General features: G+C 71.3%; 19 protein-coding genes. 7 read left to right on the top strand and 12 right to left on the bottom strand.

Translation table 11 applies throughout. From position 1 onward, the window contains the following. Positions 1 to 17: 17 nt before the first annotated feature. The 3 genes from purQ to ABD733_RS14275 all read right to left on the bottom strand — a co-directional run bounded on the left by purQ (position 18) and on the right by ABD733_RS14275 (position 2,048). The gene (purQ, locus tag ABD733_RS14285; RefSeq protein ID WP_344797379.1) at positions 18 to 713 is read right to left on the bottom strand and encodes a phosphoribosylformylglycinamidine synthase subunit PurQ; all 696 of its coding nucleotides are present in this window, start codon (positions 711 to 713) and stop codon (positions 18 to 20) included. After that, positions 713 to 991 carry a phosphoribosylformylglycinamidine synthase subunit PurS gene (gene purS / locus ABD733_RS14280; RefSeq protein WP_344797377.1) on the bottom strand — a complete coding sequence of 93 codons (279 nt, stop codon included), beginning with the start codon at positions 989 to 991 and terminating at the stop codon, positions 713 to 715. The genes purQ and purS overlap by 1 nt, the downstream gene beginning before the upstream one ends. Before the next feature lie 250 nt (positions 992 to 1,241). Continuing rightward, positions 1,242 to 2,048: a cytochrome c oxidase assembly protein gene (locus ABD733_RS14275; protein ID WP_344798012.1), complete on the bottom strand. Its 807-nt coding sequence runs from the start codon at positions 2,046 to 2,048 to the stop codon at positions 1,242 to 1,244. Between the two features lie 197 nt (positions 2,049 to 2,245). On the opposite strand from ABD733_RS14275, the gene ABD733_RS14270 reads away from it, so the two are divergent. Next, positions 2,246 to 2,719: a Fur family transcriptional regulator gene (locus ABD733_RS14270; RefSeq protein ID WP_344797375.1), complete on the top strand. Its 474-nt coding sequence runs from the start codon at positions 2,246 to 2,248 to the stop codon at positions 2,717 to 2,719. A 30-nt stretch (positions 2,720 to 2,749) separates the two neighbouring features. Then, positions 2,750 to 4,252, top strand: a complete 1,503-nt coding sequence (locus tag ABD733_RS14265) for a catalase (protein WP_344797373.1) — start codon at positions 2,750 to 2,752, stop codon at positions 4,250 to 4,252. A gap of 78 nt (positions 4,253 to 4,330) precedes the next feature. On the opposite strand, the gene ABD733_RS14260 is transcribed toward ABD733_RS14265, so the two are convergent. The 4 genes from ABD733_RS14260 to purD form a co-directional block, all read right to left on the bottom strand. Next, positions 4,331 to 4,924 (bottom strand): GNAT family N-acetyltransferase, encoded by a 594-nt coding sequence (locus tag ABD733_RS14260; RefSeq protein WP_344797371.1) that lies wholly within the window; start codon positions 4,922 to 4,924, stop codon positions 4,331 to 4,333. A 48-nt stretch (positions 4,925 to 4,972) separates the two neighbouring features. After that, entirely contained in the window at positions 4,973 to 5,458 is a 486-nt protein-coding gene (locus tag ABD733_RS14255) for a GNAT family N-acetyltransferase (RefSeq protein WP_344797369.1), read from the bottom strand. Between the two features lie 64 nt (positions 5,459 to 5,522). Continuing rightward, positions 5,523 to 6,407 carry a phosphoribosylaminoimidazolesuccinocarboxamide synthase gene (locus ABD733_RS14250; RefSeq protein WP_344797367.1) on the bottom strand — a complete coding sequence of 295 codons (885 nt, stop codon included), beginning with the start codon at positions 6,405 to 6,407 and terminating at the stop codon, positions 5,523 to 5,525. Further along, entirely contained in the window at positions 6,404 to 7,672 is a 1,269-nt protein-coding gene (gene purD, locus ABD733_RS14245) for a phosphoribosylamine--glycine ligase (protein ID WP_344797365.1), read from the bottom strand. The genes ABD733_RS14250 and purD overlap by 4 nt, the downstream gene beginning before the upstream one ends. Before the next feature lie 37 nt (positions 7,673 to 7,709). On the opposite strand from purD, the gene ABD733_RS14240 reads away from it, so the two are divergent. Beyond that, positions 7,710 to 8,075 (top strand): sterol carrier family protein, encoded by a 366-nt coding sequence (locus ABD733_RS14240; RefSeq protein ID WP_344797363.1) that lies wholly within the window; start codon positions 7,710 to 7,712, stop codon positions 8,073 to 8,075. 76 nt (positions 8,076 to 8,151) lie between these two features. Continuing rightward, positions 8,152 to 8,565 (top strand): hypothetical protein, encoded by a 414-nt coding sequence (locus ABD733_RS14235; RefSeq protein ID WP_344797361.1) that lies wholly within the window; start codon positions 8,152 to 8,154, stop codon positions 8,563 to 8,565. 34 nt (positions 8,566 to 8,599) lie between these two features. Here the strand turns inward: ABD733_RS14235 and ABD733_RS14230 are convergent, their stop codons facing one another. From ABD733_RS14230 to purF, 3 genes are all read right to left on the bottom strand, one after another. After that, positions 8,600 to 10,171, bottom strand: a complete 1,572-nt coding sequence (locus tag ABD733_RS14230; RefSeq protein ID WP_344797359.1) for a transporter — start codon at positions 10,169 to 10,171, stop codon at positions 8,600 to 8,602. Next, positions 10,153 to 10,968: an ABC transporter ATP-binding protein gene (locus ABD733_RS14225; protein ID WP_344797357.1), complete on the bottom strand. Its 816-nt coding sequence runs from the start codon at positions 10,966 to 10,968 to the stop codon at positions 10,153 to 10,155. Before ABD733_RS14225 ends, ABD733_RS14230 begins: the two co-directional genes overlap by 19 nt. 87 nt (positions 10,969 to 11,055) lie before the next feature. After that, entirely contained in the window at positions 11,056 to 12,519 is a 1,464-nt protein-coding gene (gene purF, locus ABD733_RS14220) for an amidophosphoribosyltransferase (RefSeq protein WP_344797355.1), read from the bottom strand. A 71-nt stretch (positions 12,520 to 12,590) separates the two neighbouring features. Between purF and purM the strand changes: the two genes are divergently transcribed. Beyond that, positions 12,591 to 13,733: a phosphoribosylformylglycinamidine cyclo-ligase gene (purM, locus tag ABD733_RS14215; protein ID WP_344797353.1), complete on the top strand. Its 1,143-nt coding sequence runs from the start codon at positions 12,591 to 12,593 to the stop codon at positions 13,731 to 13,733. 182 nt (positions 13,734 to 13,915) lie between these two features. Next, complete coding sequence (locus tag ABD733_RS14210; RefSeq protein WP_344797351.1) at positions 13,916 to 14,107, top strand: hypothetical protein; 192 nt, start codon at positions 13,916 to 13,918, stop codon at positions 14,105 to 14,107. A gap of 113 nt (positions 14,108 to 14,220) precedes the next feature. Here the strand turns inward: ABD733_RS14210 and ABD733_RS14205 are convergent, their stop codons facing one another. Beyond that, positions 14,221 to 14,445: a DUF3073 domain-containing protein gene (locus ABD733_RS14205; RefSeq protein WP_344797349.1), complete on the bottom strand. Its 225-nt coding sequence runs from the start codon at positions 14,443 to 14,445 to the stop codon at positions 14,221 to 14,223. Positions 14,446 to 14,615: 170 nt separating this feature from the next. Between ABD733_RS14205 and ABD733_RS14200 the strand changes: the two genes are divergently transcribed. Then, positions 14,616 to 15,815 carry an NAD(P)-binding domain-containing protein gene (locus tag ABD733_RS14200; RefSeq protein WP_344797347.1) on the top strand — a complete coding sequence of 400 codons (1,200 nt, stop codon included), beginning with the start codon at positions 14,616 to 14,618 and terminating at the stop codon, positions 15,813 to 15,815. A 60-nt stretch (positions 15,816 to 15,875) separates the two neighbouring features. Here the strand turns inward: ABD733_RS14200 and ABD733_RS14195 are convergent, their stop codons facing one another. Then, positions 15,876 to 17,801 (bottom strand): glycogen debranching N-terminal domain-containing protein, encoded by a 1,926-nt coding sequence (locus tag ABD733_RS14195; protein WP_344797345.1) that lies wholly within the window; start codon positions 17,799 to 17,801, stop codon positions 15,876 to 15,878. Positions 17,802 to 17,825: the final 24 nt, after the last annotated feature.

Here is a 17,825-nt window from a genome sequence, read left to right as displayed (position 1 = left end):
CCACTCGTTGCTGGGGGTCACTTGACCAGGGCCCTCTCGATGACGGACGTGAAGAAGGTCAGGCCGTCGACGCCGGACGCCATCGCGGCCGGGGTGTCGGGGCCGAAGCCGGGCTCGGTGGCGTGCTCGGGGTGCGGCATGAGGCCGACCACGTTGCCGCGCTCGTTGGAGACGCCGGCGATGTCGTCGAACGAGCCGTTCGGGTTGACTCCGACGTAGCGGAACGCGACCTGACCCTCGCCCTCGATGCGCTTGATGGTCTCGTCGTCGGCGATGAAGCGGCCGTCGGCGTTCTTCAGCGGGATCGTGATCTCTTGACCGGCGTCGAAGCCGTTCGTCCAGTCGGTGTCGGCGTTCTCGACGCGGAGGCGCTGGTCGCGGCGGATGAACTGCTGGTGGGCGTTGCGGGTGTGCGCGCCCGGGATGAGTCGCGCCTCGGCGAGCATCTGGAAGCCGTTGCAGATGCCGAGCACCGGGACGCCCCTGTTCGCGGCGTCGACGACCTCGGTCATGATCGGCGAGAGGCTCGCGATGGCGCCCGCCCGCAGGTAATCGCCGTAGCTGAAGCCGCCGGGCAGGATGATCGCCTCGACGCCTTCGAGATCGTGCGAGCCGTGCCAGAGGGCGACGGGCTCGCCGCCGGCGAGACGGACGGCCCGCTGAGCGTCGCGGTCGTCGAGCGACCCCGGGAAGGTGACGACGCCGATGCGCATCAGGCGGAGACCGCGGCGTCGGCCGTGCTGGCCGTGTCGAGGACCGTGATCGATACGACGTCTTCGATCACGGAGTTCGAGAACACGTCGTCGGCGAGCGTCTTCACGTCGGCGAGGACCTCGTCGGTCACCTCGTCGACCGTCAGCTCGAAGCGCTTGCCGATCCGCACCTCGGAGTAGGTCGTGCGACCCATGCGGGAGAGGGCGCCGGTCACGGCCTTGCCCTGGGGATCGAGCAGTTCTGCCTTCGGCATGACTTCGACGACGATCGTGGGCACTGAGTTGCTCCAATGAGAAAGAGGACGCGCGCGGACCCGACAAGTCTACAAGTTCCGGCATTGGGGGCTGGCGCAGAGGCTCCTACCAGCGGGCTCTTATGCGCCGGGCCGAGAGTTGCTCTTGTCGGAACGTCAGGGCCTTGTGATCGGGTCCGTTCCGGCATCAGCCGCCTGGAAGTCTGATCCTCCCGGCGTGCGCGACGAGGCCCGGCTGTTTCCCCCGACAGCCGGGCCTCTCCCTCGCCCCGCCTCAGCGCCGGTCGAGGTGCTCCCGCGTCAAGCGCTCCATCTCCTCGTCGCTGAGGTCGTCGAGCTGCTTCGCCTCGCTCCGGTCGCTCCGGGTCCAGCGGACGAACAGGAAGATCAGCACCGGGATGTCGGCGACCTCCGCGATGAACCACAGCAGGTCGCCCGAGAGCTGCTGGTCGCGCAGCTGCGACGGGAACCACGCCGGCAGCAGGCTCGCCACGGCGTGGCCGTGGTCGAGGACGTGGGGCGTGATCCTGATCACGATCGCGGGGATCGCGTCGAGGATGAGCTCGACGAACGCGAGCATGAACTCCGCCGTGATGAAGATGCTCGTGTGCTGCTTCGTCTGGTCGAAGACCGGCAGGATCATCAGCAGCCCGACCAGTGGCACCAGCAGCGTGATCAGCCCCTCCGACACGGCGTTCTCCCGCAGGAAGAACGCGAGAGGCGTCAGGAAGACCGAGAACGCGGCCAGGGCGAACAGGGGCGAGAAGATCGCGCTGCCCACGATGCGCATGAGTCGCGAGGCGAAGAAGGCCTCCAGGATCGCGCGTGGTGCGTCCGCCAGGGACGTGCGCGCGAGCTGCACCGGCCGCCCCAGGGCCACCAGGGCGGGCACGACGAAGAGCATCAGAGCGATCCGGGTCGTGAACGCGAAGCGGAGGTCGTGGCTGTACGCCCCGAGGAACCCGAACGAGATGACCGCGTAGGAGCCCAGCCCCAGCACGACGAACGCCGCAGTGGAGCGGAGCGGCCAGCGGCCTCCCGACCGCCGGACCCTCGACACCCCGGTCAGGTAGAGCGCCAGCGCGACGACGATCGCGACGAGCGCGACCGGGTCGAGCCGGAAGGTCGTCAGGAGCGTCTGGATGGGTGGCGTGAGGGGTCCTAACCTGCGGGGTGCGCACCAATTATGCGCCTCGGTCCTCCGCGTCAGGCCCCCGGCGACGCGCCCGGGCTCCGGCGGTCTTATGAACTATTCAAAACAAGTGCCAGACTCGGGTCATGCAGATCGACGCGAGCGACGCCCTCCGGCGAGCCGGCCTCCGGGTCACGGCGCCTCGCGTCGCGGCCGTCGAAGCGCTGCAGTCCGGCTCGCACGCCACCGCCGACGAGGTCTTCGCCCGTGTCACGACGGCACTGCCGGGCACGTCGCTCCAGGCGATGTACGTCGTCCTGGCCGCTCTGACCGGGGCGGGCATCGTGCGCAGGATCGAGCCCGCCGGCTCCCCGTCCCGCTACGAGCTGCGCACCGGCGACAACCACCACCACGTCGTCTGCTCCCTCTGCGGAGCGATCGACGACGTCGACTGCGTCGTCGGCGAGGCGCCGTGCCTGGCGCCGTCCGACACGTCCGGCTACCTCGTGCAGACCGCCGAGGTGACCTTCTGGGGCCTCTGCCCCGACTGCCGGGCGCGCGAGGGCGCTGCCGACGACGAGCCGGTGGGCGCGGATCCTGCGCTCCACACGGCCCCCTAGACAACCCGACCATCGAGAAGGAGTCACACGATGACCGAAGAGAATCACTACACGACCACCCAGGCGGGTGCCCCCGTCGCGAGCGACGAGCACTCGCAGAGCGTCGGGGCGGACGGCCCCATCGCGCTCCACGACGTCTACCTCGTCGAGAAGCTCGCCCAGTTCAACCGCGAGAAGGTGCCGGAGCGCATCGTCCACGCGAAGGGCGGCGGCGCGTTCGGCACGTTCACCGTGACCGGCGATGTCTCGAAGTACACCCGGGCCGCACTGTTCCAGCCCGGTGCGACGACCGACCTGCTCGCGCGCTTCTCGACCGTCGCCGGCGAGCAGGGCTCGCCCGACACCTGGCGCGACCCCCGCGGCTTCGCGCTGAAGTTCTACACGAGCGAGGGCAACTACGACCTCGTCGGCAACAACACGCCGGTGTTCTTCATCCGCGACGGCATCAAGTTCCCCGACTTCATCCACTCGCAGAAGCGCCTTCCCGGCTCGCACCTCCGCGACCACGACATGCAGTGGGACTTCTGGACCCTCTCGCCCGAGTCGGCGCACCAGGTCACCTGGCTGATGGGCGACCGCGGGCTCCCCGCCTCGTGGCGCCAGATGGACGGCTTCGGCTCGCACACCTACCAGTGGATCTCGGCCACCGGCGAGAAGTTCTGGATCAAGTACCACTTCAAGACCCAGCAGGGCAACGAGATCCTCACTCAGGACGACGCCGACCGCATCGCGGGCGAAGACGCGGACTTCCACATCCGCGACCTGTCCGCGGCCATCGAGCGGGGCGACTACCCGACCTGGAAGCTCAGCGTGCAGGTCATGCCCTACGAGGACGCCGCGTCGTACCGCTTCAACCCGTTCGACCTGACGAAGGTGTGGCCGCACAGCGACTACCCGCTCATCGAGGTCGGCACGATGGAGCTCAACCGCAACCCCGAGAACTACTTCGCGCAGATCGAGCAGGCGACCTTCGCACCGTCGAACTTCGTCCCCGGCATCGCGGCCAGCCCCGACAAGATGCTGCTCGCCCGGATCTTCAGCTACGCCGACGCGCACCGCTACCGCGTGGGCACCAACCACGCGCAGCTGCCCGTCAACCTGCCGAAGACCGAGGTCCGCGACTACTCGAAAGACGGAGCGGCCCGCTACCAGTTCTCGTCGGCGACCACCCCGGTGTACGCGCCCAACTCGGTCGGCGGCCCCGCGGCCTCGCCCGCCGCGCACGGCGACGACTCCGGCTGGGAGAGCGACGGCCTGCTGCAGCGCTCGACGGCCACGCTCCACCCGGAGGACGACGACTTCGGCCAGGCCGGGACCCTCGTGCGCGAGGTGCTCGACGACGACCAGCGCGACCGCCTCGTCAGCAACATCGTCGGCCACGTCTCGAAGGTGACCCGCCCCGACCTGCTCGAGCGCGTGTTCGCCTACTGGACGTCGGTCGACGCGGAGCTCGGTGCCCGCGTGCGCGCCGCCGTCTCGCCCGAGGCCCCCGGCTCGAACGAGGACCCGGCCGAGGTCGGCATCCTGCAGTAGCAGTCGCTCGAGACACCCAGAACGGCCCCCGACACCGGAAGCATCCGGTGTCCGGGGCCGATCTGCGTGTCGCGGTGGCTAGACGAGCTGGCCGTTCCAGTGGAGGTCGCCGGCGGGCCAGGCGGGACGCTCTGACCGGCACGGCCGGACCAGCCAGCCGTCGTCGGTCGAGACGAGCGTCGACGCTCCGTCGGCCGTGAAGTCGTTGTAGTGGCCGGTCACGCCCTCGAGCGGCTCCCAGCCGTGCTTCCGGTAGAACGGCTGCACATCCTCGCCGGCCTCGAGAGCGCCGAACGGCACGCCGAGGTGGTCGAGGGCGGCGTCGACGAGGCGCAGCAGCTGGGTGCCGAGGCCGGTGCCCTGCAGGATCGGCGACACCGCCACCATCCCGACGCACCCGACGAGCAGATCGGTCTCGCCCACGGTGACGAACTGGCGCCGGATGCCGGCGTGGGCGACGACCACGTCGCCCGACCTGGCGACGACCCGGAGCTCGGGCTGCATGCCCGCCCAGCTCCGCGCGCCCTGATACCAGTGCGAGTAGTCGGGGAAGGCCCGGGAGAGCATCGCGGTGACGGCCTCGTGGTCGTCGAGGGTCAGCTCGCCCTCGGGTGTGATGGTGAAGTGCGGCTCGTAGGGCGTACGGGTCGCGGAAGCCGCCGGATCGGTCATGGCCTCACCGTACGCTCGCGCCCTCCGTGCGGCGGTCGCGCGGCAGTGCTACGAGCGGACGAGCGTCTTGCCGTAGCAGACCGAGTCGGCGCTGTCGCGGTAGGGGCCGAAGGCCGGGATCCGCGTGTAGCCCTCGCGCTCGTAGAAGCGCGTCGCGTCGGGCTGGGCGACGCCGGTCTCGAGGACGAGCCTCGTCCAGCCGCGCTCGAGGGCGCGCTCCTCGAGCGCGCGCAGGACGGCCACGGCCACGCCGCTGCCCCGGTTGGGCGACCGGACGAACATCCGCTTGATCTCCGCGTCGCCGGCCTCGCCGTCGAGAGCGCGGAGACCGCCGCAGCCGACGGGCTTGCCGTCGATCGACGCGACCACGAACTCGGCGATGTCGGCCGCGGTCGGCTTGACGCCCGGCTCGGAGTCGTCGGTGCCGTAGCGGATCGCGATCTCAGCCCGCTGCTCGCAACGGAGGTGTGCGCCCTCGGGGTCGGTCCACGGTCGATCCTGGATCAGGATCTCCGAAGTCAGTACGTTCGTCACTCGGCAATTGTGCATCTTCTGGTCGCCGATCGTTAATCAGCTGCACCCAGTTTCGCGAAGAGGTTCAGGCGGTGAGGCGCTCGAGGAGCTCCCGGTACCGCGCGGCCGTCCGCTCGACGATGTCGGCGGGCAGGATCGGCGGGGTGCCCTGTCGGTCCCAGTTGGCAGCGAGCCAGTCGCGGACGATCTGCTTGTCGAAGCTGTCGGTCCGGTTTCCGGAGGCGTAGACGTCGGCGTCCCAGTAGCGGCTCGAGTCGCTGGTCAGGACCTCGTCGGCCAGCGTGATCTCGCCCGTCGAGCGGTCGGCGCCGAACTCGAACTTCGTGTCGGCCAGGATCACGCCGCGCGAGGCGGCCGTCGCAGCGGCGGTCGCGTAGATGTGCAGCGACAGGGCCCGCAGCCGCGAGGCGACGCCTTCGCCGACGAGCTCCACGGTGCGCTCGTAGGTGATGTTCTCGTCGTGGTCGCCGAGGTCGGCCTTGAAGGCCGGCGTGTAGATCGGCTCGGGGAGCCGGTCGCCCGACGCAAGACCCTCGGGCAGCGCCACGCCGCACACCGTGCCCGACTCCTGGTACTCCAGCCAGCCCGAGCCGACGAGGTAGCCGCGCACGACGCACTCGATCGGGAACATGTCGAGCGGCTTCACGAGCATCGCGCGATCGGCGACCGACGCCGGGACCGGAGCCGGAGACAGCGCAGGATCGAGGAGGTGGTTCGGCACGTCGCGGAGCTCGCCGAACCACCACGTGCTCAGGAGGGTCAGCAGGGCGCCCTTGTCGGTGATGCCGGGCTCGAGGACGAAGTCGAAGGCGCTGACGCGGTCGCTCGCGACGACCAGCACGGCAGGCGCGTCGGCGAGGCCGGTGGAGCCGTCCGGCACGTAGAGGTCGCGGACCTTGCCCGAGTAGACGTGGGTCCAGCCGGGGAGCTCGGCCGCGGCTGCGCTCATCGCGCGACCCGCTCGGCGATGTCGTGGCGGTAGTGCGAGCCCTCGAGCTCGATCTTCGACAGGGCCTCGTAGGCGCGGGAGCGCGCCTCGGCGAACCCGCCGCCGGTGGCGACGACGCTCAGGACGCGGCCGCCGGTGGCGACGAGCCCGTGCTCGCCACGCGCGGTGGCGGCGTGGTCGATGGTGACTCCGGGAACCGCGAGCGCCTCGTCGAGACCGCTGATCGCGCGGCCGGTGACGGGCGCCTCGGGGTAGCCCTCGCTGGCGAGGACGACGGCCACGGCGGCATCCTGCGAGAAGGTCGGAGCGCTGTGCGAGGCGAGCGAGCCGTTGGCCGCCGCGAGCAGGAGCTCGGAGAGCGGGGTCTCGAGCCGGGGGAGCACCACCTGCGTCTCGGGGTCGCCGAAGCGGGCGTTGAACTCGATGACGCGGATGCCCTGCTCAGTGAGGATCAGCCCCGCGTAGAGGAGGCCGATGAACGGCGTGCTCTCTTTCGCGAGCTGGCGCACGGTCGGCAGCGCGATGGTCTCGATGACCTCCTCGACGAACTCGGCCTCGCTGCCGAAGCGCTCGGCGAGCCAGGGGAGCGGTGAGTAGGCGCCCATGCCGCCCGTGTTCGGGCCGCCGTCGCCGTCGAGGAGACGCTTGAAGTCCTGAGCGGGCGAGAGCGGCAGGACCGTGTGCCCGTCGGAGAGGAGGAACAGCGAGACCTCCTGGCCCTCCAGGAACTCCTCGATGAGGACCGACCCGTGCTGCAGCCAGTAGGTGGCGTGCTCGAGCGCGGCGGCGCGGTCGTCGGTGACGAGGACCCCCTTGCCCGCCGCGAGCCCGTCGGCCTTGACGACGTAGGGGGCGCCGAACTCGTCGAGCGACTCGGTCGCCTCGGCCAGCGTGCCGGTGCGGACGGCTCGGCCGGTGGGCACGCGGGCCTCGTCCATGATCCGCTTCGCGAAGGTCTTCGAGCCCTCGAGCGCGGCGGCGCGCTTGCCGGGCCCGAACACGGGGATGCTGTGCGAGCGGAGGATGTCGGCCACCCCGGCGACGAGTGGGGCCTCCGGGCCGACCACGACCAGCTCGATGTCGTTCTCGAGGGCGTACTCCGTGACGACCCGGCCGTTCGTCGCGTCGAGGTGCACGACCTCGACGTCGGCGGCGAGACCGGCGTTGCCCGGAGCGGCGATGATGTGGTGCCCTGCCCCCTCGCGGAGGAGGGCTGTGACGATGGCGTGCTCGCGGGCACCGGAACCGAGGACGAGGATTCGCACGGGGACGATCCTATCGGGCGGCCTTAAACTCGCTTCCATGGCCAAGGTGCGTATCGATCCAGCCGCCGGGACCTCAGCCGTCGCCGAGGCGCTCGCCGAGGGCGACGACGCTCCGCGCCCGGTGAAGGCGACCGCCGTGCGCTACCTCCTGCAGCTCCTCGGCGACCGCGAGCCGGGCGCGACCGTCGAGGTGCGCGTGCCGCCGTTCGGGGCGGTCCAGTTCATGGAGGGCCTCAGCCACACCCGCGGCACCCCGCCGAACGTCGTCGAGACCGACGCCGCCACCTTCATCGCCCTGGCCGACGGCCGGCTCGCCTGGTCCGATGCGCTCGACGGAGCCCTCGTGTCGGCCTCGGGCAGCCGCGCCGACCTCAGTCGACACCTCCCGATCGCCTGGCGCTGACGCGCTGCGAGCCGAGGCCTCTCGGTCTGAAGCATCCGGCGCGTCGCTCCCTGGGAGATCCTGCGACAATGGCTGAGTGACCACGGCACCCCAGAGCCCCCAGCAGCCCGAGCCGGAGGCCTCCACCACCCGCGACGAGGTGCGGGTCCGGAGAGCGCCGAAATACCCCGTCTTCATCTTCGGCGGCATCGTCGTCGGAGTCGTCGCCACGTTCATCGCGGTGTCGGTGGCGCCGGGCCGGGCCGCGACCCCCTTCCTGCAGGCGTTCGGCTACTTCGTCCTCTACGGGATCGCGCTCGGCGCCCTGTTCGGTGCGCTCGTGGCGGTCGTCTTCGACGCCGTCAGCACGCGGCGGGCGCGCAGCATCGAGACCGAGCGCACGCAGGTCGACGAGCGCGACGACGACGAACGGGCCGACGACGCCGCCGACCAGCGCGCCGACGAGCGCGACCCGGAGCGCGACGCCGTCGAGGGCGAGCTGGAGGAGTGAGCCTCTAGCCCTGTCGCTGGAGCTGCCGCTCGCGCTACCGCTGCACCCGCAGTCGCGTCAGCAGCTCGGGCCCGCGGGCGTCGAGCTCCCGTCCGCCGATCCTGATCCCCACGACCAGGAGCACGGTCCCGAGGCCGATACCGGTCACGAGGGTGAGCCAGCCGAGCAGGAGGCTCCCGGTCGCTCCCGCCGTGATCGCGAGCACGATCTCCGGCAGGGCCAGCACCGCGAGGATGCCCCAGGTCGCCAGCGTCGTCACCGACGTGGTGAACCCCGCGCCGGTCTTGGCCGCGAAGGGGCTGTCGCCGGGCGCAGGGACCGGCAGGACGATGCGCGCCGACGAGACGCTCGACAGCCCGAAGCCGCTGAGCAGGAGTCCGATCGACAGCCCGAGGAGGGCCGGCAGCGACGACCAGACGCCGGTCACGACGACCGAGCCGATCGTGATGAGGATCACGATGGGCACCGCGAACGACGCCACCGCGAGCACCCGGCCGAGCCGGTCCGCCCGGCCGGTGACCCGGGCTGAGATGTGGGCAGCGAACGCGGTCGAGTCGTACGACAGGTCGGTGAAGATCGTCAGCGACACGAGCACGGCCACGATCGGGCCCGCAGCCGAGACGAGGCCGTCGAGTCCGGTCGTCCGGCTGTTCACGTAGAGCAGGATCGGGAAGATCGGGATCAGGATCAGCTGCCGGCTGTACCGCGGATCGCGCAGCCAGTAGGTGAGGGCGCGAGCCGCGACGGCACCCGTCGGAGTGGCGGGGAACCGGGCGAAGAGGCCGATCCTGCCGCTCGCCGCGGCCTTCGTGGCCGGCTGGAGCGTCGAGACGAGGGCCGAGGCGAGACTCCTGCGCCAGGCGACGACGATCAGCGCGAGGGTCGCCAGGGCGATCAGCGTCTTGAGCGCGGCGGCGCCGCCGTGACCGGTCGCGAGGTCGCCGGGCACCGCCCAGGCGGCCCCGAGCGGCGACCACGACAGGCCCTCCGCGAGGGCGGGGAGCGACGACGACGCCCCCTGCAGACCCGTCGACAGCAGCGTGATGAGGGGCCCGAGGAGCAGCAGCGGGATCAGGATCAGGACGCCCGAGATCTCGCGGTAGCGGCGCCGCGCCGAGAGCCCCGCGTTCAGCGACTCGATCAGTCGCGACCCGCAGACGCAGGTCAGGGCGGCCAGGCCCGCCGTCGCCACGGCTGCCACCGCCACGAGCGGCTGGTGCCACCAGGCGGCCGCCGTGAAGACCCCGGCGAGCAGGGTGACGGCCCCCGGGATCCCCAGGATCCCGCAGACCGCGAGGGCGGCGACGAGCCGCGTCGACCCGATCGGGAAGATCTTCAGCCGCGAGACGCTCAGCGTCTGGTCGATGCCGGACGTCAACAGGGGCACGATGATCCAGCCGAGGAGCGTGGCCGATCCTGCGAGCACCGTGATCGTCCTGGTGAGGGCAGGCGGGGCGAAGCTCAGCGCGACGAGCCCGGCGAAGATGCCGGCCAGGACTCCGAGGCCGTAGAGTCCGCCGACGATCACGGCGACCAGCTGCCAGGGGCTCCGCGCCAGGGTGTTGCGCATCACCAGGAGCCGCAGGGTCAGGAGGTGCGCAACCACTCGGGGCCCTTCGAGTGGTGCCGGCCGCCGACGAGGTCGACGAAGACGTCCTCGAGGTCGTGTCCCTGGCGCACCTCGTCGACGGTGCCCGAGGCGAGGACGCGGCCCGAGGCGATGACGGCGACGTGGTCGCACATCCGCTGCACGAGGTCCATGGCGTGGCTGGAGACGATGACCGTTCCGCCGCCCTCGACGTAGCCGTGCAGGATGTCGCGGATGTTCGCCGCCGACACCGGGTCGACCGACTCGAACGGCTCGTCTAGCACCAGCAGCCGGGGCGCGTGAACGAGGGCTGTCGCGAGGGCGATCTTCTTCGTCATCCCCGCCGAGTAGTCGACGACGAGCTTGCCGCCTGCCTCCGTCAGGTCGAGGAGGTCGAGCAGGTCGCGGGTGCGCGTGCGGACGGTCTCGCGATCCATGCCGTTGAGGAGGCCGTGGTAGGTGACGAGCTGTTCGCCACTCAGGCGGTCGAAGAGGGCGATCCCGTCGCTCAGGACGCCGACGAGTCGCTTGGCCGCGGTCGGATCGCTCCAGACGTCGACCCCGAGGATGCTCAGGTGCCCGGCGTCGGGCCGCAGCAGCCCGGTCGCCATCGACAGCGTGGTCGTCTTGCCGGCGCCGTTCGGGCCCACGAGGCCGTAGAAGGAGCCGGCCGGCACGTCGAGGTCGATCCCCGAGACGGCGACCTTCTCGCCGAAGCGCTTGACGAGGCCGCGGATGCTGAGCGCGGGCACTCCGAGAACGGGCGGGGCGCCGGCGATCCGGGTCGCAGGATCCGGCGGGCGGGCGTCGAACATGCGCTCCACCCTATGCAACGGGCGGCTCGTCGTCGCCCCCACGTTCGAGTCGGATGCTGCGAACCGTCACCGGCGCGGGCACCGGCATCAGCTCAGCTGGTTCGCCTCGACCCAGGCCAGGTACTCGGGGCTGACCGTGCCGGTCACGTAGTCGCCGGTGAAGCAGCTCATCTCGAGGTCGGTGACATTCGACCCCTCGATGATCGCCGAGCGCATGTCCTCGACCTCCTGGTAGATGAGGTGGTCGGCGCCCAGCACCTGCGCGATCTCGGGGATCTTGCGGCCGTGCGCGATGAGCTCCTGCCGCGTCGGCATGTTGATGCCGTAGACGTGCGGGTAGCGCACCGGCGGGGCGGCGCTCGTGAAGGTGACCTCGTTGGCGCCGGCGGCCCGGGCCATCTCGACGATCTCGCGCGAGGTCGTGCCGCGGACGATCGAGTCGTCGACGATCAGGATGTTCTTGCCCTTGAACTCCGACCCCATCGCGTTGAGCTTCTGGCGCACGGAGCGCTTGCGCTCGGCCTGGCCAGGCATGATGAAGGTGCGGCCGACGTAGCGGTTCTTGTAGAAGCCCTCGCGGTACTCGATGCCGAGCTTCTGAGCCACCTGCGAGGCGGCGGGCCGCGACGAGTCGGGGATCGGCATGACCACGTCGATGTTGCCGGTCGGGGCGTACTTCGCGACGGTGTCGGCCAGGCGGTCGCCGAGACGGAGGCGGGCGTCGTAGACCGAGATGCCGTTCATGACGGAGTCGGGGCGGGCCAGGTAGACGTACTCGAACGAGCACGGCACGAGCCGCGGCGCCGCGTGGCACTGCTTGGACACCATCTCGCCGTCGAGGCTGATGAAGACGGCCTCGCCCGGAGCGACGTCGCGGACGATCTCGTACCCGCCCGACTCGAGCACGAGCGACTCCGACGCGACGATCCACTCGAGCTTGCCCGAGCCGTTCTCGGCAGGGCGACGGCCCAGGATCAAGGGGCGGATGCCGAACGGGTCGCGGAACGCCAGCAGCCCGTGCCCGGCGATCATCGCGATGGCGGCGTACGAGCCCTCGACGCGGTCGTGCACGCGGGTGACCGCGGCGAAGATCTGCTCGGGGTCGAGCTCGTGGCTCGTCACCTGCTCCTGCAGCTCGTGCGCCAGGACGTTGACGAGCAGCTCGGTGTCGCTGTTCGTGTTGAGGTGGCGGCGATCGATGTGGAACAGCTCGCTCGTCAGCTCACGCGTGTTGGTGAGGTTGCCGTTGTGGATCAGCACGATGCCGTACGGGGCGTTGACGTAGAACGGCTGCGCCTCCTGCTCGTTCGACGCGGCGCCCTTCGTGGCGTAGCGCACGTGACCGAGCCCCATGGTGCCGAGGAGGGCGCGCATGTCGCGGGTGCGGAACGACTCGCGGACCTGCCCGCGGGTCTTGTGCACGTGGAACACGCTGCCCTCGGCGGTCGCGATGCCGGTGGAGTCCTGGCCGCGATGCTGGAGGAGGAGGAGGGAGTCGTAGACGAGTTGGTTGGCTGGCTCGTGCGCGACGAGACCGACGATGCCGCACATGCGCAGCTGGCTCCAGACCGTAGAGTTGGACTTACCCACACAGTCTGTCATGCCTGCGATCGGATGAAGAATTGGCCAACTCCCACCCCGCCGACACCCGGGGCGCGACCTCGTCCTCCAGCTCCTACGCCGAGGCCGGAGTCGACACGGCGGCAGGCGACCTCGCCGTCGAGCTGATGAAGGAGGCCGTCCAGGCCACCCACACGGCCGGGGTCCTCGGCGGTGTCGGCGGCTTCGCCGGCCTGTTCGACGTGTCGTTCCTCAAGGCCTACGACCAGCCGCTCCTCGCCACCTCCACCGACGGTGTCGGCACGAAGGTGGCGATCGCGCAGGCGCTCGACAAGCACGACACCATCGGGCAGGATCTCGTCGGCATGGTCGTCGACGACATCGTCGTGGTGGGTGCGCGGCCGCTCTTCATGACCGACTACATCGCCTGCGGCCGCGTGGTGCCGTCGCGCATCGCCGACATCGTCAAGGGCATCGCCCTCGCCTGCTCCGCCACCGGCACCGCCCTCGTCGGCGGCGAGACTGCGGAGCACCCGGGCCTCCTCGGGCCCGACGACTACGACGTCGCCGGTGCTGCTGTCGGAGCCGTCGAGGCGTCGCGGCAGCTCGGCCCGCACCTCGTCGGAGACGGAGACGTGGTGCTGGCGCTCGCGTCTTCGGGACTGCACTCCAACGGCTTCTCGCTGGTGCGTCACATCCTGCGCACGGCCGGTCTCGACTACACCGACACCCTGGCCGACCTCGGCGGGCCGATCGGCGAGGCCCTCCTCGAGCCCACCCGCCTCTATACGTCGCCGCTGCTCGCGGTGCTCGACGACCCGGCTGCCGCCGGCGCCGTCCACGCCCTGAGCCACGTCACCGGTGGCGGCATCGCGGCGAATCTCGCCCGCGTGCTCCCGGTCGGCGCCTGGGTCGAGCTCGACCGCTCCTCCTGGTCTCCGTCGACCGTCTTCCGGGTCCTGAGCGACATCGCCGGCTCGACCCTCGAGTCGAGCGAGGGCACCTGGAACCTCGGCATCGGCATGATCGCCGTCGTGTCCGCCGCTCAGGCCGACTCGGTCGCCGCGCTTCTCACGGCCGCGGGCATCGAGACCTGGCCTGTCGGCGCCGTCTCGACATCGGAGCGCGACCTGGCCGGCTTCGAGCAGGGTGCCAAGGGTGTCGACGGCGGCGCCGTCCGTCTCGTGGGGTCGTACCGGGGCTAGTCGCTTCGCGGGCCGCGCGATGGCGGCGTACCCCGCCACAGCGAGGGGGACGCACCGGGGTATGCGGGGGGAACAGCCGTGTCGGCATTAGGCGGGACAAAACCGCCTCCGCGGGTTTAGCATTGAGCGCCGCTCATCGTCGAGCGGGCACGGCAGAGCCGCCGTCATCCCGAGGGGCCCCAATGTCTATCACGCGCACCATCACCGTCCGCGACCACGAGGTCACCGTCCGCACCGTCGAGGAGCCGGACGCCCACGCCGAGCCGTTCACCGCCATCACCGGCGGTCGTCGCACGGCGGCCGTCACCGCTGTCGCAGGCGTCCTGGTCGTCGTCGTCGCTGTCATGCCCGCGGTGGTCCAGCTGTTCCACTGAGCCCGCGCCGCTGCGAGCGCGCGCGTGGTACTGCGCGCCGGAAAGACTCGAGCCTGCGCAGATCGATCTCGCGCCGTTTGAGCCTGCGCGGTCCGAACCAGCGCAGACCCGCGCTAGGCGGACTTGTTCTGGTCGTGCTCCGCCGAGTAGTCGTCGGCGTACGTGTCGACGTACTCGTCGTCTTCTTCGACCTCGTCGGCCCACTTGTCGACGTACGGGTCGTCGGTGTGAGGAGTGGACAGCTCTTTTTCGAGCGCGCCGTAGTTGGTGTCCGGGCTGAAGTACTTCAGCTCTCGGGCTACCTTGGTGTGCTTAGCTTTTTGACGGCCGCGCCCCATGCGAGACCCCCTCGTGATTCTGGCCCCGGGCGACGGACCGCCAGCGAATGCGCTGGCGCCGACGTCGTTCTCCGAGAGCTACCGACAGGTAAATGGTGCAAAACTAGACGCAACCTTAGCATGTGCCCCTGCCGCCTGACTCAGGGGCGCGACCCGGCCAGAATGGGTCCATGGCAGTCGCTTCGGAGGTGCGCGAGACGGTCGAGCGCACCCGCGTCGTGGTCATCGGAGCAGGGCAGGCCGGCCTCTCCGTCGCCTACTACCTGAGGCGTCTCGGCCTCTCGCCGGGGTCCGACTTCGTCGTCCTCGACCGGGGTCCGTCGACCGGCGGCGCCTGGCAGTTCCGTTGGCGCGCGCTGCGGCTCGGCACCGCCCACCGGGTGAACGACCTCCCCGGCATGGCCGACCTCGGCCTCAGCTTCGAGACGGCCGACAGGACCGCGCCGGCTCGAGACGTGGTGTCCGACTACTACGACCGCTACGAGCGCTTCTACGACCTCCGCGTCCGGCGCCCGAGCGACGTCCGGGGCGTCGAGGAGGGGCAGGATCACGGCCTCACCGTCCGCTACCTCGACGGCGGCGGCGCCCCGAGGTTCCTCGACACCGAGATCGTCGTCAACGCGACGGGCACCTGGGGCTCGCCGTTCCGCCCCTGGTACCCCGGGCGCGACTCCTTCGCCGGCCGTCAGGTCACGACCGCGGAGTACACCGACGCGAGCGAGTTCGAGGGGCAGGATGTCGTCGTGGTCGGCGGCGGGACCAGCGCCATCGGCTTCCTGCTCGAGCTCGAGCGGGTCGGCGCTCGCACGACGTGGGCGACTCGTCGTCCGGTCGACTGGTTCGACCAGCAGGAGCTCGGCATCGAGATGGGTGCAGCCGCCGTCGCCGAGCAGGATGAGGCGGCGAGAGCGGGCCTGGCCCTGCCGAGCATCGTGAGCGGCACCGGGGTGCCGCTGACCCGCCGGAACCGCGCCGGGATCGACCGGGGCGTCCTCGTCGACCGCCCGATGTTCGCCTCGATCGAGCCGGAGGGCGTGCGCTTCGCCGACGGCTCGTTCCAGCACGCGGACGCGATCATCTGGGCGACCGGCTTCCGCCCCGAGCTGCGGCACCTGGCGCCTCTCGGCCTCCGCAGCCGCGAGGGCGGGGTCGTCGTCTCCCGGGGCGCGTCGCAGGCCGACCCCCGGCTGTACTTCGCCGGCTACGGGCCGCAGGCGTCGACCATCGGCGCGAACCGGGCGGGGCGGGTGATCGCCCGGCAGGTGCTGCTCGCGCTGTCGACGAGCCCGGGGCGCGCGGCTGCTGCCGCCACGGCGCCGCGTGGCGGCAGCGGCACCGCGCCGCGGCGCGATGCCGCGGCCGACGCGTGACGCCGTAGCGCCCCGGCCCCAGCCCCAGCAGCACCAGCACCAGCCCAGCCACAGCACCAGTCAGCGCGAGCGCGGCGCCCGTACCCCGTGCAGCGCCTGCCACACGGCCACCGACGCCGCCGCCGACCACGCCTGCGGCCGGCACGCGGCCGGGTACGGCACCGGGCGCGGCACCTCGCGGGCGTCGTCGCCGGAGTGCAGCTCCGGCATCCGGTAGTCGAACGACGGAGCCGCGGCGAGCAGCCCCTCGGCGAGCGACGCTGCCTCGGCGGTGAACCCGTCGCGCGCGAGCCCGGACACGGCGATCGCGGTGTCGTGCGTCCAGACACTGCCGCCGTGGTAGCTCAGCGGCCAGTAGCCGGCGGAGTCGGTCGACATCGTCCGGAGCCCGAATCCCGACGCGAGCTCGGGCGACACGAGCCGGCGGGCGACGAGTGCGGCCTGCTCGGCCGAGAGCAGTCCGGTGCCGAGGACGTGGCCGAGGTTGCTCGTCACCGTGTCGACGGGCCGCTTGTCGCGGTCGAGGGCGATCGCCGGGTAGTCGCCGTCGGGCGAGGAGATCCAGAACGACTCGTGGAAGCGGGTGCGGAGGCGGGCGGCCCACTGACGCCAGGGGTCGCCCGATCCTGCGCCGCTGAACCGGTCGAGGAGGTCGGCACCGTGCACGGCCGCCTCGTACGCGTAGGCCTGGACCTCCACGAGGGCGATGGGCCCCTCGGCGAGCGTGCCGTCGCGCCACTGGACGCTGTCGCCGGAGTCCTTCCAGCCCTGGTTCGACAGGCCGTGACCGGTCTCGTCGACGTACTCGAGGAGCCCGTCGCCGTCGCTGTCGCCGAAGTCGCGCATCCACTCCAGCGCCCGCACGAGGTGGGGGAGCAGTGCTTCGACCTGCTCGTCGGGCAGGCCCCAGGTCCAGGCGTCGTGCAGGAGGCAGATCCACAGGGCGGTGGCGTCGACGGTGCCGAAGTAGAGGGGCGGCAGGCTGATGCCCGAGCTCTCGAGGGTCAGCGTCTGCGATCGCAGCTCGTGCATGATCTTGCCGGGCTGCTCGGCGGTCGACGCGACCCGGGCGGACCCCTGCAGGCCGGCCAGCACCCGGAGGGTCCCCGAGGCCAGCAGCAGGCCGTCGTCGACGGGCAGCAGGAACCGCGCGGCCCAGAGCGAGTCGCGGCCGAACAGCGTGAAGAACCAGGGTGCTCCGGCGGCGAGGAACACGTCGTCGGGGGCCTCCGTCGTGGTGAGGCGCAGTGCCTCGAGGTCGTCGAGGGCGCGCGTGAGCCAGCGGGCGAGCCGGTCGTCGGAGGGCGCAGGATCGAGGGCGCCCCAGCGGGCGGGCGCGCGGACTCCCGCGACCACGGCGGTGTCGACGTAGGCCCGGAGGTCGAATCCCACCGTGACCGACTCCCCGGCCGGGATCGCGACGGTCCAGGTCAGCGTGAGACCTCCACCGTCGGGCTCGAGGGAGGCGCCGCGGCCGTCGAGCGCGACGTGGGCCCCCTCGCCGTGCCAGGTGGCGGATCCTGCGGCGACGGTGCTCTGCGGGACGCTCTCGGGCGGCAGTCCCGCCTTGATGCGCTCCATCGTCGTGGCGTCGGGCACCAGGCGCATCCGCACCTCGGTCGTCACGACCCGGTCGAGCCTCGACGTCAGGGTCAGCCGCTCGTGGATGCCGGTCGTGGCCGTGACCCGGGCGAGGCTCGCGCGGACGTCGGGATCGGCGCCGGGGTCGTCGAGGCCGCGGAGCAGCGACTCGAAGCGGACCGCCGAGGCGCCGACGGGCACGGTCGCGATTGGCTCGGGGACGTCGCCGCCGACCTCGAGGCGGAGCCCGGCCAGGACGCGGACGTCGCCGAGGTAGACGCCGTGGATCGGTGCCGCGCCCATGGCGCCGTCCGCGCCCGACCAGGCCTGGACCGGCGCGCGGAGCACGACCGTCTCGGCGTCGAGGAACGGCTGGAGCGCCGTGTGGGTGAGGGTGTCGGTCATGGGTTCGGCTCCTGGTCGAGTCGT

The sequence above is a fragment of the Frondihabitans peucedani genome, from assembly GCF_039537585.1.
Classification (GTDB): domain Bacteria; phylum Actinomycetota; class Actinomycetes; order Actinomycetales; family Microbacteriaceae; genus Frondihabitans; species Frondihabitans peucedani.
Note: the sequence above shows the minus strand (reverse complement) of the source record. Positions and strands in the feature narration are given on the sequence as shown.

Bases quoted from the DNA above. Each gene is read 5' to 3' on its own strand.
- purQ (WP_344797379.1), bottom strand. From the start codon at position 713: ATGCGCATCGGCGTCGTCACCTTCCCGGGGTCGCTCGACGACCGCGAC.
- ABD733_RS14270 (WP_344797375.1), top strand. From the start codon at position 2,246: ATGCAGATCGACGCGAGCGACGCCCTCCGGCGAGCCGGCCTCCGGGTC.
- ABD733_RS14265 (WP_344797373.1), top strand. From the start codon at position 2,750: ATGACCGAAGAGAATCACTACACGACCACCCAGGCGGGTGCCCCCGTC.
- ABD733_RS14260 (WP_344797371.1), bottom strand. From the start codon at position 4,924: ATGACCGATCCGGCGGCTTCCGCGACCCGTACGCCCTACGAGCCGCAC.
- ABD733_RS14250 (WP_344797367.1), bottom strand. From the start codon at position 6,407: ATGAGCGCAGCCGCGGCCGAGCTCCCCGGCTGGACCCACGTCTACTCG.
- ABD733_RS14240 (WP_344797363.1), top strand. From the start codon at position 7,710: ATGGCCAAGGTGCGTATCGATCCAGCCGCCGGGACCTCAGCCGTCGCC.
- ABD733_RS14225 (WP_344797357.1), bottom strand. From the start codon at position 10,968: ATGTTCGACGCCCGCCCGCCGGATCCTGCGACCCGGATCGCCGGCGCC.
- purF (WP_344797355.1), bottom strand. From the start codon at position 12,519: ATGTGCGGCATCGTCGGTCTCGTCGCGCACGAGCCAGCCAACCAACTC.
- ABD733_RS14210 (WP_344797351.1), top strand. From the start codon at position 13,916: ATGTCTATCACGCGCACCATCACCGTCCGCGACCACGAGGTCACCGTC.
- ABD733_RS14205 (WP_344797349.1), bottom strand. From the start codon at position 14,445: ATGGGGCGCGGCCGTCAAAAAGCTAAGCACACCAAGGTAGCCCGAGAG.
- ABD733_RS14200 (WP_344797347.1), top strand. From the start codon at position 14,616: ATGGCAGTCGCTTCGGAGGTGCGCGAGACGGTCGAGCGCACCCGCGTC.
- ABD733_RS14195 (WP_344797345.1), bottom strand. From the start codon at position 17,801: ATGACCGACACCCTCACCCACACGGCGCTCCAGCCGTTCCTCGACGCC.